Below are 12,347 nucleotides of genomic sequence, written 5' to 3'. Positions count from 1 at the left end.
TAGATAACGAAACGGTTGGCCTCGATAAAACATGACCAACCGCCCCTTGTTTTTCATTTTCCGGCCAAACGTTATGTAAGAAGAAGGATCTGAGCTCCCATTCTAAATCCCTCTCATACTAGCATTGGCCAAATTAGCAATCAGATGTACATGCGTTAGACGGACACCAAACAGCTGTAACCAATGTTCCACATGGCAATGAAGAAGGAGTAGTGTGCGGTGTAACATCCGCAGCACCTGCAAGGTTCTTTAATTCTTCTTCGTTGACCTCGCCGACAGGGTTAGAAAACTCAAGATTGGCACGTTTGTTGGCATCACGGTAAATTGCAGCCATTTCACGATGTGACATTCGTTTCACCTCCTTTCAAGTAGTTTGTTTTCAAGATTCAATATGTTCGGTACCGCCTCACTGTCATATTGCTTCAATAACCCCATTCCGATGCCAGCCAGCCCGGTCATTAACCCTTTAGCTTCCGTTCCCCTTGATATACCATAATTCCACATTTTCTGTTTAACGATCTCCAACAATTGCGATCTGACAGATTCGATATAAACGTCCAGTTCACGATCCTGAAGTACTTGTTTGGCATAGAGGAGAATTTCTAATTGTCCAAAGTCACCGTGGCAGTAAGAGCGGTTATTACCAAATCCTTTGTGCAAAGTCGTTTCAAGCGCAACTTCAATTTCCCTGTCGAGCAAAGGATCCGTCCAGCCATTTTCCTTCAGGCGGAGCCTTGACAATAGTATTCCCGGAGCTCCATGACACCAGGCGTATGAGGATGTATCCCTTCCTGGCGTTCGCCAGTTTTTCTCCTTTTCATCATAAAATGTCCGCTCATATTCCAAGGCTTTCGATATATACGGAAGGATTGCTTTGTTTTCAGTCCAGTAATTGAGAGAGGAAAGAGCAGCAGCGGTACCTCCCGTACCATGCGAATAGCCTGTCAGAACTGAGCCGTCCAAGACAGAAGGCCAGCCCATTCCGCCGCTTTTCATTACACGACCGTGTTTCATTAGATGTTTTCCGCATGAAATAGCTCCCTTAACCGCTTGGATGCTTCCTGTTCGATGGAAAATACACAGCAGGATGTCAAGTGCTCCCGTAGCACCACCTATATAATCAAAGATTGTATCCTCGTTGATCATCGCGATATATCCTGGCAAGGCTTTTTCCACCTGTTGGTGAAGAGATGAATCATTCCAGAGTTCTGCAAGTAGGATGGTTGTAAACAGGTTTCCGCCTACACCGCTGTATGCCCCGAGGCTCCAAGTTGGATTTTCGCTGAATTTTTTCATATCATTTAGAATCGGAACAATTGCTTGTTCCGCCGCCTCTTTAAATCGTTGTTCACCTGTAAAATACGAGAGGTAAGCTAGAAAGAGGGCTATTCCGCTGTTGCCGTTATAAAGATCGAGTCCTACGGGAGAAATTTTCCATATCACTTCATTGTTTCCTTCCAGCACGGTACTGATCCAGGTAAGATCCTTTTTGTTCCTGTTCACCCCTTGTATTTTTGTCTTCAGTAAGTAATTTCCTATATCGACTGCCTGTTCTAGGAAATCTTCTTTAGCCGGAGCTGTCTTATTCCAGAATGGATCAATTTTCTCAACATCCGCATAATGATCTGCACTTGAGGCGAGCATGACCATATGCAAAACCTGTAGTTGCCCGTATAAGTCCTTTTCGTCAAGACTTCGTATCTTTTCCAAGACAAGGTCAAACGCAGGGGAAAGAAAGAAGTCTCTGATGACTCTTCCGTTTGAGCTCCATAAATGCCGCTCGCCCGGTCTGGTTGTGAATAAAGGGACATCATGGCGGCGTAAATCTTCCATTTCATCAATGATAATACTCTCCATTTTTGGAACCTGGAGGCACTTTAGCCACAGCCTGTGTAAAAAAACTTCCTGATCAACTGGATCTCGAAGCAAATCAGGATGGACTAGACTACGCAGGAATTCTCCATAGACCGCTGTTGGTCTTAAAATCGTCCTGACTCTGACTTGCTTGAATCCTTGCAACTGGCTGGTAAGCTCTACTTTGTTTGCAGCCATAAATCGGTAGACGGCCGTAAAGCCCTCGACAATTTCAGATAGATAATCGTGAAGATTCACGAACTTCCCATTATAGCTTGGCAGATTGAGGCCGGCTTCCAAAAAGGCTATCCCCTTTTTCAAATATGCCTGGTCAGTACCCTTATCGACAATTTGGGCCACTTCAAACGGGAGGCGCTGATTTCCTTTCCCTCCCAATCCACTTAAATCAACACCTGATTTATTCCGGTCCTTCCGCTGATAAAGCAAATTAGGTAGCATGCCGGAAGCCATAATCGATTTCGAGAGCATTTTATCGGCTTGTCCAAGAGCTTCTTTGCTGTAACTGTCATCGTAAATATTCTGATGAAACAATGATTCCATATCGACGAACACCGGGTGACCACCCATTGCAATGATATTTCCATAGTGAAAATCAGTTGCGTTCAACACATACAGTACAGCAAGTTGAGCGCCCATACGTTTATAAAAATCTTTGACTTCTTCGGCTGATTGGCAGGCTTTATATTGAATAAATTCCGTCCAACCATGATCATCTGCATTGACCACCTTCATTTTGTAGAAATTCGGAATATTGTTCTCCTGAGCATTTAGCCAAGATAGCAACTTCTGATATTGTTGGTCTGCGTCCAAGGGTCTTGGTTTATAGACGAGCGATTGGCCGCCTTCGAATTCCAAAATTGAAACACTTTTTCCATTGTCGTGTGTGTCCCCTTTACCAAGGTGAATCTTCCTTAATCTTCCTATTTTCGGGAAGGTTTTAATCAGCACGGGCCAGTCATTTTCTAGATGCTCAACAATATCCCTAATAAAGCTAACTGAGCTATTGACTTTGTGGATCAAAAGGGAGATGAGGCTCTGATACTCGCTTCCGAATGAGGATAGGAACTTTTTATCTGTCAAAATTTCATGTTCGAAATAGTCATACCGCTCTTCGGGGGTGCTGCCTTTCAGGAGTCCCTGCTCTCGGTATACATTCAGCTCAAGCACGAGGGTCTTGTGGCAGATAGAATAGATGTCGTCATTCATTTGTTCAAGCAAGTCTGAATATAACTCGTTTTCTGAAAAATCGAATGAATGGTTATGTATGTATAAAGTTTTAAGTTTGGAGAAAGCTAGTTTCAGGAAATGATCGATGAATGTACCGAACTTTTTATTTTGTTCCGTCTGGCGTGCCGGCAGAGGATCAAGCGCTCCCTTAAGGATTAAATCCCAATCATCAAACCAGGGATGAACATTTTCTACAGCACTCTTTTTGCCGCCAAACTTTAAGGCTAATATATGATCAATGTTTATTCCAGATATTTCATTTAGGCTTCTTTTCATATACTCTTCATTATTGTAGAAGAAACGGCTCCAAAATTTGATCTGCTCTAACCGCTCTGAATCCGTTCCCTTCAACATGCTGTCCATTGTTTCACTCCTAACCTTTTTCTGAATGAGATGCACACGGCCGGCAAAATGCCGGCCAGATTCAACTAATATCTTGTACTGAAGAGTACACCAGGAACCTTTATTACCTAATTGACAGCTGATGTTGCACCAAGCACAGCCGCCTGCAAGCATTTCCATTTCACTGTCTGACAGCTTGTCCATTAAATCACCCGCAGGGTTGGTCACTTGGCAGTTGTGTAATAGGATTTTTCCATGCTTCCAAATTTGAAGTTTTCCTACATCTCTTTATTAACATTATTTTTGTAGACAGTCGTTAATATCGGCTGGGTTTCATTTGCAGCTCCGTTGACATTCTTTTGTAAGAGTGCACCATTGACCTTTGTTACCTAATTGACAGCTGATGTTATACCACTCGCAGCCGCCTGCAAGCATTTCCATTTCACTGTCTGACAACTCGTCCATTAAGTCACCGGCAGGACTTACAATTTGGCTGTTCATACGTGCAACAGGATTTTTCCATGCTTCGATCTTTGACATTTTCCTTCACCTCTTAATTAATTTTGGGAGCTCAGCATTATTATAACAATAATTAGAATTGTTGGATTATTTTTGGGCTATTTTGGATTATTTCTTGTGCAAAATGCCCTATTTCAAAATTATTGTGTCCAATAAGTTAAATATTCGAAAATATCTATACATAAACTTTCCTTCTTTGTATAATTGAGATGAAATACCTAATATGTATATTTTAGGAGTGTTAGTAATGGATCTGCCAACCCAATTAATTGGAGGTATGCTTGAAACATTCTTGATTATAACGATTGGTATTTCGTTATTGAATGTCAGCTATAAAAACAAATTTTTCAGCCTGCTCTTAATCAGCCTTTACGGAAGCATTGTATTGTATCTGGTGAAAAGTTCTTTTCCTCCTCTGCTGTACCTTTCCATTATGGTTTTGGCGATCAGTTTACCGGTTTCGCTTTTTTTGAACCTCAGAATTCTGTTATCGATAATCGGCGTTTTATTGGGTGCTGTTTGTTTACTCGTATCCGAAGTGATTGGCTTCGCAATGTTAAGAGTTGCCGAGCCAGTTCTCAATGTAAAAGAGGGAAGCCTTGGTACGGCATTGCCCCATTTTTGTATCCTTTTATTCATGCTTTTCCTAATTCGAAAAAAGAGAGTGGTTTTAATTTCACCGAAGAAACAGGTGAAAGACTTGGACATAAAATTGTACATGATTTTGATACTGTCATTTTCTTTGCTGCTTCTATACTATTTCATCATCTATAAGAACCAAAAAGTAGAGGGCTTTATTAATCTTTTTTGGAGCATTGCCCTTGTTTCATTAACTTTTTTCACCTTGATTATCATGAGGCGCATTTTCTACAAAAACCTCCGTAACGCTGAGAATTCTTTAGAGGAACAATATGAGGAGGTTGGCAAATACATTCACTTCATAAAAAAACATAACCATGATCAGGGGCATCATCTTATCGCAATTCAACAAATGCTTAATAAAGGGCAATATGAAGAAACGAAACATTATCTAAGTGACGTGATGAAGGACTCCGCTTTAATCAGCGACATACTTCCTATCCATTCCATTGCGCTCAGCGCCCTGCTCCTTTCGTATAAGGATAAAGCCTTAAAGGAAGATATTCGTATTCACTATAAAATCAGCGATAGTCTGAGGGATTTTCCATGCAAGCTTTTTGAAACAAATAAAATATTTGGAAACCTGATCATGAATGCAGTGAAACCGTAAAAGAACTCGGTGATATTCCAGAACGGACAGTATATGTCCAGATTGATTCCGGAGAAGGTTACTACAGAATAGATGTAGGCAACTTTGGAGACGTAGAGCGGTTCGCTGAGGTGGTAGATCGGATTTTTGAAGAAGGATTTTCTACGAAAGGCAAGAAGGGAAGGGGATATGGCCTCCATATCGTTAAATCAGTCGTTGAGAAGCATCAAGGATTCATCTTTCCGGAGATCATCGATAGGATGATCGTCTTCAAAGTCAGGATTCCGAAGGAGTTAGGCGATGGTTAAGTTCACACCCAATTACTTGTCAAAAAAAATTTCGGAACAGATCATTTATTACAACCCTGATTTTCGTAGTAGGCAAGATAGCATACGATACGGGCTTGAGTGGATGCTTGCCGCCATCAATCAAATACTGCTGGTATTTATTATAGCTTGTTATTTTGACTGCGTGATACAAGCCATGGTCATCTTGTCGGCGGGCGGATTTTTGAGAATGTTTTCAGGGGGAAGCCACTTTAAAGGTTATTATTATTGTTTATTTTTCAGCACGTTTCAAATTATGGTGATCACGTACATATCCATAGAATTTGCTTTTCACTTCTCCCGGGGGATGAAATGGATGCTGATTGGCCTGATTGTCTTGTCATTTTTCATTTTCTTAAAAAAATCACCGAAACTGCATAAAAAGATGCAGGTATTCAGTCCTCAACAGAGAACAGAGATTAAATATAGGTCGATTTGCGTTTTTCTGGGTCTCATGCTGGTCAGCCTTTTGGTTGACAGCCAGCTTCAATACGGCATTTGGATCGCAATGATCATGCAAAGCATTACCTTGACTGACTCATGGCATAAAATCATCTTATCTTTTGATAAGAGGTTTAATAAAAAATAAAAGGGGACTAGGGAAATGGTGAAATTTATTACTTATTTGATTGGTGTATCCGCTTTGTTTTTCAATTCAATTACTTCACTAAGCAGCTGTTTCTGGTTTGCTTATGAACCGGAATTGCCTGAGGATTTAAAGAGTGACGATCATTGACGGTAAGAATATGCGTGATTGATGATGATCAAGATATTCTTGATTTTTTCAAAGAGGTTTCGGACAGCATCAGTCATGCTAGATTTGAATTAATCACAAGAGAAATAAGCGAGTTGATTTCCCACCTGGAGTCTGTGAATGAAGTCGATCTGGTCATTATCGATATCAATCTGAAGCAGTCAAGCGGTTTCGATTTAGCTGAATATCTGAAAGAGTATTATCCCAGTATCAGCATCATGTTCATGAGTTCCTACACAGAATACGCTCTGGATGGATATAAGTTTTATCCTATTGATTTTTTAGTCAAACCGATTAACATTTTAAGACTCAAATCAGCTGTAGAGCTTCTTCGAAATCATAAGGCTTTTTCAAAAAGAAACAATAAAAAGATAGGCATCAGTTCTAGCGGCAAAATTCATCTCGTAGATGTAGACAGCATTTTGTATATTGAAAAGGTGGGGAGAAAATCCTGCATAAATCTTGAAAATGGAAAGATCATTAAGTCAAGTCAATGTTTGATGACCCTTGAGGAAATGCTTAAAGGGAGCAACTTTTTTAGAACCCATCAGTCTTTCCTCGTTCCGTTGGATAAGATTGAGGAAATCATCCAAGACACCTACATGAAGTCGTATAATCTAAAAATTAAAAACTGCAAAAAGATTATCAATGTGAGCCGTAACAAATACCGTGAGCTCAAAGAACTTCTCACCGCGGTGATATAAAAGTAAAACTTTTACTTGATACAAGGCACGATGAATCGATTTAGCCAATCGATCATTGCGCCTTTATTTATGCTGCTGGACAGATGATTAAACAAGTATTGAAAATAAGAAAAGACTAAAAACTGATTTTCCTTTGCAGAACACTTTATGGATGGCGCGCATAAATGAGCTGAAACTAACCTCTCCTAATATTTTCGGCTTCTTCCTCCGTTTCCCTTCCTTAGAAAAGCATGATTTCCGGCTCCTGACTGCACAATACAAGGTAAAAAGGAGGCGGTTCTATGGGGACGGTCGTATCTTTTAACAATGAAAAACAAAAGAAGCAGATCAATTTGGAAAAAAAGCTTCTGCGCGAACTGTCTTTGGAAAAAATGCTGAATTCTGCGGAGGAATGCTTTGCTCCTCTTTTTCATTTTTTTTCTAAGCACACGGATATTTTGTATGACGGCTGCATCGATTTTGCCATTGAGGCCTATTTGCTGGGAGCCGAGTACGGAAAGTTCGGCTATCACGGAGAGCCCGTTCAACGAGCGATGGTCCGCTCAGAAAAAGAAGAAAAACAGCTTCTGCACGAGCTTTATGAATATGCGGTGAGCTGGTCTGAGGCTTTTAATATTCAAGCGGCTCATGAACCACTCTATTATGCTTGCGAATACTTCATCCAAAGCTGGTGGAAGGAAGGCTTCAGCGAGCGGGAAAGACGCTTTAAGCTTCGGCTCAGATAATTTATGTAAAAGTGCGGCCAAGCTGAATCATATTTCCTTTCCTTGTCCCATATGTTGTAGTAAGGACGAGCGGGAGGGAAAGGGATGAAGAAAAAAATAAAATGGCTCGGGTTTTTACTCGGCTTTGTCGTTTTATTATGTTTATTTCAATATCAATTTCACAATGATGATTCTTGGCGGTCATGGAATCTTCCGTTGAGCGGCAAGATCATTTATATTGATCCTGGACACGGGGGCGCGGATGGAGGAGCATCAAGCGGTGAACTCCTTGAAAAAGATGTGGCGCTTGAAGTATCCCTTAGAATCAGGGACTATCTCCAGGAACAGGGCGCCTTGGTGTTGCTGACGCGGGAGGACGATCATGATCTCGCTCCTGAAGAAACGAAGGGGCTCAGCAGAAGGAAAGCGGAAGACTTGCGGAAAAGGGTCGACGTGATCAACAATTCTGAAGCCGACCTTTACCTCAGCATCCATTTGAATGCGATTCCTTCCGCCCGATGGAGCGGTGCGCAAAGCTTCTTTTACGGGCAATATGAAGAAAACGAACGGGCCGCCAAGTTTATTCAGGATGAATTAAGACATAATCTTGAAAACACGACGCGGAAGGCAAAGCGGATACACGGCATTTATTTGATGCAAAATGTGAAAAAGCCGGGGGCCCTCGTCGAGATCGGGTTTTTGTCAAATCCGAAAGAAGCAAAACAGCTGGCCAAGCCCAAATATCAGGACAAAATCGCGGCATCCGTATATAAAGGTGTATTGCGCTACTTTACAGAAGACAGAGACCCTCCTGAATAAGAGGGTTTCTTTTTGTGTCAAAGACACTATAAGGAAAGATATGCTATACTTATTTTGTAAACGAATACAACAAAGGGTGAGATCAATGTTGCGAGAAGACGATGTAAAAAAAATAGTCGGCGATTTGGACGAGCCATTTCTTCACAAGCCGCTCAGAGAGCTGGATGCCGTCAAGGAAATTAAAATAAAACCCGAAAAACGGCACGTCAGCGTAAAGGTGGCGCTCGCAAAAACGGGATCTGCCGAACAAATGCAGCTTCAGCAGGAAATCGTCATACGGTTAAAAGAAGCCGGTGCAGAGACGGTCGGCCTGCGTTTTGAGGAGCTGCCTGAAGAAGTCGTGATGAATAATCAAGAGTCTGCCCAAGGGCAGGATCAATCTCTGCTGAATAGTGAAAAACAGCCTGTGTTTTTAGCGGTGGCAAGCGGTAAAGGCGGCGTCGGCAAGTCGACGGTGTCCGTCAATTTGGCTGTGTCTTTGGCTCGAATCGGAAAGAAAGTCGGATTAATCGACGCCGATATTTACGGATTCAGCGTTCCGGATATGATGGGAATCACTGTACGGCCGACGATTGAAGGAGAAAAGGTCGTGCCGGTTGAAAGATTCGGAGTCAAAGTAATTTCGATGGGATTTTTTGTTGAAGACAATGCCCCTGTCATTTGGAGAGGCCCTATGCTTGGAAAAATGCTGAATAACTTTTTCCATGAGGTTGAATGGGGAGATGTCGATTATATTATCTTAGACCTGCCGCCGGGAACAGGCGATGTAGCGCTTGATGTTCACTCAATGCTTCCAAGCTGCAAAGAGGTGATCGTGTCGACGCCGCACCCTACTGCCGCGTTTGTCGCTGCAAGAGCGGGCGCGATGGCTTTGAAGACCGATCATGAAATCTTGGGAATCGTTGAAAATATGGCTTATTACGAAAGCGTCAAAACAGGCGAAAAAGAATACGTATTCGGCAAAGGCGGAGGCGAGAAGCTCGCAGAAGAACTCGGTGTTCCGATTCTGGGCAAAATTCCGCTGAAGCAGCCCGATTGGGATGACAGCGAATTTGCGCCGTCCGTTTATGATGAAAGTCATCCGACCGGTGCCATTTATTTGGATATCGCCAAAAAAATCGACGAAAGCATTGGCGTAAAAGCTTAAAGATCAGAAAAAGCTTCCTCCGCGGAAGAAGCTTTTAGTGAATGAAAAGCGGCTTAGCTTTGTTTTTCTTCGCCGCCTTTCATTTCTTCTTTCATGCTTTCAGAAGCAGCTTTTTTCAGTTCCTCTTCAAACTGCTTTCTGTAGAGCGGGCTTGACAGAGTGTCAGATATGACTTCCTGCAGGTGGGTTCGGAATTCCTGGCTTCTGACAAGTTCACCGTATTTTTTGGTCATTTCAGGATCCTGCATGACCTGCATCAGCATTTTTTGGTACTCAGGATCTTTCATCAGTTTTTTCAGCACTTTTTCATGTTCATTTTGAAGTGTTTTGGCAAAGCCTTCTGCGAATTTTGGATCTTCGAAGACTTTTTTCCAAAATTCAGCTCCTTTTTTGGAGGTCATTGTTTTTTCAACGGTTTCTTTGACGGTTTTTTCATCCATCACAAGTGTTTCATTTAATTTGTCATCATTTAATATTTCTTGAATCGCTTTTTTTCCGTCATCTGTCTTTAATATATCGACAACCATCTTTTTGGTTTGATCATAGTCCATCTCAGCTGCTTGGTCCGTGGGAGCACAAGCTGTTACAGATAGAAACAGAAAACAGCTTATCGATAGCATTGTGGTCTTGAACATGCTTAAGCTCCTTTCGAAAACTCGTCTTACCTTTAATATGAATGTCTTTTATAAATTTATACATAACAAAATATCGCTGCTACAGCGTTTACTTAGGGGTTGGGAAGTCTACAATGAAAAGCCGTAATCTCGTCCGATTTTTCTTTTCCGTGTTGGGTGTCGGAGCTTTGACTACAAGTATTGTCGGTTTTGCCATTGAGTGGGGAAGATATAAGGAGCTGTTTCTTTCCTTCGAGGTATTGGAGATTCTTTCTGTTCTATTTTGGTTTATCGGGGTTGGCATGATCTTTAGCGTGATTGCTCAAATGGGGTTTGTGATTTTCTTAACGATTCACCGTTTTGCACTGGAAATCTTCAGATCTCATTCTTTGTGGAATTCGATTCAGCTGTTTTTGATTGTATTTGTCGCGTTTGATTTGGTTTACTTGCGTTTTCTGTTTTTTGAAAAAGAGGGAGGCTCCATCATTCCGTATATTTGGCTGCCGCTCTTTATTTTGGCGGTAAGCATTGCGGCCGCTTATGCAAAGCAAAAACAGTCCTCTAAAAAAACGTTCGTTTCCGCATTATTTCTAATGTTTGTTTTTACTGTGATGGAGTGGTTCCCGGCGTTAAGGGTCAATGAAGAGGACTGGCTCTATTTAATGCTGCTTCCTTTATTAGCCTGCAACGCTTTTCAACTTTTAATGCTCCCAAAATTTCAGGCCCGCGCTTAGACCGGTTGCTATTTTACTTCTGATGATTTTGCATCCGTATTTGCGATTAAATCGCTGACGGTTACATTTTTGAGTCCCTTGCTTCTGAGGTGGTGCACGATCTCAGGCAGGGCTTCTTTTGTTTGTTTGGCCGAATCTGAAGCGTGAAAGAGCACGATATCACCAGCGCTCACCGTTTCATTTACGTTTTGTACGATCTTTTGAACCCCCGGGTTCGTCCAGTCATCCGAATTAATACTGTAGTGAACGACGGTATAGCCGTACTGTTTAGCGACATCGAGTACGTCTTTATTAAACTGGCCGGTCGGCGGCCTTAAAAGCGTGAGGTCCTCAAGACCGAGTTTTTGAAAAGAGTTTTGTGCTTTTGTTAAGTCTTTTTTGATTTCGCTTTTCTTCATTTGCGAATAGTTTTTATAAGCATAGCCCATGCTCCCGATCTGATGACCGTCTTTACGGATTCTTTCCACGACATCCGGATGGCGCTCCGCCCATGAAGCTGAAAGAAAAAAGGTCGCATCTTTAATACCGTTTGCTTTTAATGTATCTAAAATAGGCATGGCCTTTTGATCTCCCCAGCTGATATTAAAGGTAAGAGCGACTTCGTTTGTATCTGAGTCTCCTCTATATACCGCTTTTGCTCCGCTTTCTGTAGAAAACACAGGAAGAGGGAGCAGGTTTTGTACATAAAAAAAGCTTGCTGTCGCAAAAGCGGCTATCATAATAATGATTAACTGCTTAATCCGTTTCATATGCCACACATAAAAATGGTTCACAGAGAAACTCCTCCTTGTCCATGCTGCTTTGTATTCATCCTATGCTTGTTTAAAATAGAACATAACAATAATTCATCTTAAGAAAAAAATTAAAAAGAGGGTTGACCAGATTTGAATTAACATGTTATATTATTATTCGTCGCTGATAAACAGCTGACATGAAAAAGCTCCAACAAATAATTTTGAAAAAAGTTATTGACAAATATGTGGGCTTGATGTTATATTATTAAAGCCGCTGAACGAAGCGGAAATGATCTTTGAAAACTAAACAAGACAAACGTACCTGTTAATTCATTAAATAAATCGCACATGCGAATGTGCGTAGTCATTATCAAACTTCATGGAGAGTTTGATCCTGGCTCAGGACGAACGCTGGCGGCGTGCCTAATACATGCAAGTCGAGCGGACAGATGGGAGCTTGCTCCCTGATGTTAGCGGCGGACGGGTGAGTAACACGTGGGTAACCTGCCTGTAAGACTGGGATAACTCCGGGAAACCGGGGCTAATACCGGATGCTTGATTGAACCGCATGGTTCAATTATAAAAGGTGGCTTTTAGCTACCACTTACAGATGGACCCGC

14 protein-coding genes and 1 rRNA gene are annotated in these 12,347 nt (G+C 41.8%); 10 read left to right on the top strand and 5 right to left on the bottom strand.

All coding sequences use genetic code 11. The features are described from left to right. Positions 1 to 133: 133 nt before the first annotated feature. From ACH97_RS13295 to ACH97_RS13285, 3 genes are all read right to left on the bottom strand, one after another. Positions 134 to 349: a class II lanthipeptide, LchA2/BrtA2 family gene (locus tag ACH97_RS13295; protein ID WP_020449896.1), complete on the bottom strand. Its 216-nt coding sequence runs from the start codon at positions 347 to 349 to the stop codon at positions 134 to 136. Between the two features lie 5 nt (positions 350 to 354). Then, positions 355 to 3,672, bottom strand: coding sequence for a type 2 lanthipeptide synthetase LanM (gene lanM / locus ACH97_RS13290; RefSeq protein ID WP_223254889.1), 3,318 nt, complete (start codon positions 3,670 to 3,672; stop codon positions 355 to 357). Positions 3,673 to 3,777: 105 nt separating this feature from the next. Continuing rightward, complete coding sequence (locus tag ACH97_RS13285) at positions 3,778 to 3,984, bottom strand: plantaricin C family lantibiotic (RefSeq protein ID WP_020449898.1); 207 nt, start codon at positions 3,982 to 3,984, stop codon at positions 3,778 to 3,780. A 226-nt stretch (positions 3,985 to 4,210) separates the two neighbouring features. Between ACH97_RS13285 and ACH97_RS13280 the strand changes: the two genes are divergently transcribed. From ACH97_RS13280 to ACH97_RS13255, 8 genes are all read left to right on the top strand, one after another. Further along, positions 4,211 to 5,212 carry a hypothetical protein gene (locus ACH97_RS13280; protein ID WP_048350042.1) on the top strand — a complete coding sequence of 334 codons (1,002 nt, stop codon included), beginning with the start codon at positions 4,211 to 4,213 and terminating at the stop codon, positions 5,210 to 5,212. After that, on the top strand, positions 5,176 to 5,499 hold the full coding sequence (locus ACH97_RS23465; protein ID WP_155519893.1) for an ATP-binding protein: 324 nt from the start codon (positions 5,176 to 5,178) through the stop codon (positions 5,497 to 5,499). The genes ACH97_RS13280 and ACH97_RS23465 overlap by 37 nt, the downstream gene beginning before the upstream one ends. Then, complete coding sequence (locus ACH97_RS13275; RefSeq protein ID WP_020449900.1) at positions 5,492 to 6,106, top strand: accessory gene regulator ArgB-like protein; 615 nt, start codon at positions 5,492 to 5,494, stop codon at positions 6,104 to 6,106. Before ACH97_RS23465 ends, ACH97_RS13275 begins: the two co-directional genes overlap by 8 nt. A gap of 15 nt (positions 6,107 to 6,121) precedes the next feature. Beyond that, positions 6,122 to 6,253, top strand: coding sequence for a cyclic lactone autoinducer peptide (locus ACH97_RS24500; protein ID WP_006640358.1), 132 nt, complete (start codon positions 6,122 to 6,124; stop codon positions 6,251 to 6,253). Further along, positions 6,250 to 6,975: a LytR/AlgR family response regulator transcription factor gene (locus ACH97_RS13270; protein ID WP_006640359.1), complete on the top strand. Its 726-nt coding sequence runs from the start codon at positions 6,250 to 6,252 to the stop codon at positions 6,973 to 6,975. Before ACH97_RS24500 ends, ACH97_RS13270 begins: the two co-directional genes overlap by 4 nt. Before the next feature lie 281 nt (positions 6,976 to 7,256). Next, the gene (locus ACH97_RS13265) at positions 7,257 to 7,700 is read left to right on the top strand and encodes a YbaK family protein (RefSeq protein ID WP_020449901.1); all 444 of its coding nucleotides are present in this window, start codon (positions 7,257 to 7,259) and stop codon (positions 7,698 to 7,700) included. An 84-nt stretch (positions 7,701 to 7,784) separates the two neighbouring features. Beyond that, a complete protein-coding gene (gene cwlD, locus ACH97_RS13260) occupies positions 7,785 to 8,498 on the top strand; it encodes an N-acetylmuramoyl-L-alanine amidase CwlD (RefSeq protein ID WP_020449902.1) in 714 nt (237 codons plus the stop codon). An 85-nt stretch (positions 8,499 to 8,583) separates the two neighbouring features. Beyond that, complete coding sequence (locus ACH97_RS13255) at positions 8,584 to 9,645, top strand: Mrp/NBP35 family ATP-binding protein (RefSeq protein ID WP_020449903.1); 1,062 nt, start codon at positions 8,584 to 8,586, stop codon at positions 9,643 to 9,645. 53 nt (positions 9,646 to 9,698) lie between these two features. On the opposite strand, the gene gerD is transcribed toward ACH97_RS13255, so the two are convergent. Beyond that, on the bottom strand, positions 9,699 to 10,280 hold the full coding sequence (gene gerD, locus ACH97_RS13250; protein WP_020449904.1) for a spore germination lipoprotein GerD: 582 nt from the start codon (positions 10,278 to 10,280) through the stop codon (positions 9,699 to 9,701). Between the two features lie 113 nt (positions 10,281 to 10,393). On the opposite strand from gerD, the gene ACH97_RS13245 reads away from it, so the two are divergent. Next, positions 10,394 to 10,993, top strand: coding sequence for a KinB-signaling pathway activation protein (locus ACH97_RS13245; RefSeq protein ID WP_020449905.1), 600 nt, complete (start codon positions 10,394 to 10,396; stop codon positions 10,991 to 10,993). An 8-nt stretch (positions 10,994 to 11,001) separates the two neighbouring features. Here the strand turns inward: ACH97_RS13245 and pdaB are convergent, their stop codons facing one another. Beyond that, complete coding sequence (gene pdaB / locus ACH97_RS13240; protein ID WP_020449906.1) at positions 11,002 to 11,766, bottom strand: polysaccharide deacetylase family sporulation protein PdaB; 765 nt, start codon at positions 11,764 to 11,766, stop codon at positions 11,002 to 11,004. A 337-nt stretch (positions 11,767 to 12,103) separates the two neighbouring features. Between pdaB and ACH97_RS13235 the strand changes: the two genes are divergently transcribed. Further along, positions 12,104 to 12,347, top strand: a 16S ribosomal RNA gene (locus ACH97_RS13235); the annotation flags it as partial.

This window comes from Bacillus paralicheniformis, assembly GCF_001042485.2.
In the GTDB taxonomy this organism is placed as follows: domain Bacteria; phylum Bacillota; class Bacilli; order Bacillales; family Bacillaceae; genus Bacillus; species Bacillus paralicheniformis.
This window is presented reverse-complemented; position numbering and strand designations above follow the sequence as displayed.

What these genes read in the sequence shown, in the direction of transcription:
- ACH97_RS13280 (WP_048350042.1), top strand. Translation starts at nt 4,211, where the DNA reads ATGGATCTGCCAACCCAATTAATTGGAGGTATGCTTGAAACATTCTTG.
- ACH97_RS13285 (WP_020449898.1), bottom strand. Translation starts at nt 3,984, where the DNA reads ATGTCAAAGATCGAAGCATGGAAAAATCCTGTTGCACGTATGAACAGC.
- gerD (WP_020449904.1), bottom strand. Translation starts at nt 10,280, where the DNA reads ATGTTCAAGACCACAATGCTATCGATAAGCTGTTTTCTGTTTCTATCT.
- ACH97_RS13295 (WP_020449896.1), bottom strand. Translation starts at nt 349, where the DNA reads ATGTCACATCGTGAAATGGCTGCAATTTACCGTGATGCCAACAAACGT.
- ACH97_RS13245 (WP_020449905.1), top strand. Translation starts at nt 10,394, where the DNA reads ATGAAAAGCCGTAATCTCGTCCGATTTTTCTTTTCCGTGTTGGGTGTC.
- ACH97_RS13265 (WP_020449901.1), top strand. Translation starts at nt 7,257, where the DNA reads ATGGGGACGGTCGTATCTTTTAACAATGAAAAACAAAAGAAGCAGATC.
- ACH97_RS24500 (WP_006640358.1), top strand. Translation starts at nt 6,122, where the DNA reads ATGGTGAAATTTATTACTTATTTGATTGGTGTATCCGCTTTGTTTTTC.
- ACH97_RS13255 (WP_020449903.1), top strand. Translation starts at nt 8,584, where the DNA reads ATGTTGCGAGAAGACGATGTAAAAAAAATAGTCGGCGATTTGGACGAG.
- cwlD (WP_020449902.1), top strand. Translation starts at nt 7,785, where the DNA reads ATGAAGAAAAAAATAAAATGGCTCGGGTTTTTACTCGGCTTTGTCGTT.
- ACH97_RS13275 (WP_020449900.1), top strand. Translation starts at nt 5,492, where the DNA reads ATGGTTAAGTTCACACCCAATTACTTGTCAAAAAAAATTTCGGAACAG.